The sequence below is a fragment of the Cupriavidus mimosae genome, from assembly GCF_023952485.1.
Taxonomy (GTDB): domain Bacteria; phylum Pseudomonadota; class Gammaproteobacteria; order Burkholderiales; family Burkholderiaceae; genus Cupriavidus; species Cupriavidus taiwanensis_C.
Genome location: NZ_JALHRY010000129.1, coordinates 1 through 337, shown reverse-complemented (window position 1 = coordinate 337; position 337 = coordinate 1). Strand labels below are relative to the sequence as shown.

The window sequence follows — 337 nt, the reverse complement described above, 5'->3', positions numbered from 1 at the left end:
CGCCTTGTGAAAAACAGCGCTCCCCGCCTTGCGGGGAAAAACTCATCGCTAGCGCGATGAGTACTTCAGCAGCCTGCTAACGCAATCCGCCATCGAGCCAATGGTACGGCCCGCCATGGCGAGCCGCCAGTGAACGAACGATCAGGATGCCACGTTTGAAGCCAACGATCCGTCCATGGCCTTTCACGCGCGCACGCATCTCGACACGATGCTGGCACTGCGCACGGATTGCATAGCTGTCAATGTGCGGCAAATGATGTCTCGCCTGCTGCCGCAAGGCAATTGCTCGATTGAGGCGGTGGCCAGGCAACTGGGAGTTGATCGTCGTACGGTGCAT

1 protein-coding gene is annotated in these 337 nt (G+C 59.1%); it reads right to left on the bottom strand.

Annotated elements, in window-relative coordinates; all coding sequences use genetic code 11:
• Positions 1-76: 76 nt before the first annotated feature.
• Positions 77-337, bottom strand: a 261-nt coding sequence (locus MKD50_RS30655) for a hypothetical protein (RefSeq protein WP_012354703.1), incomplete at its 5' end; no start/stop codon positions are given.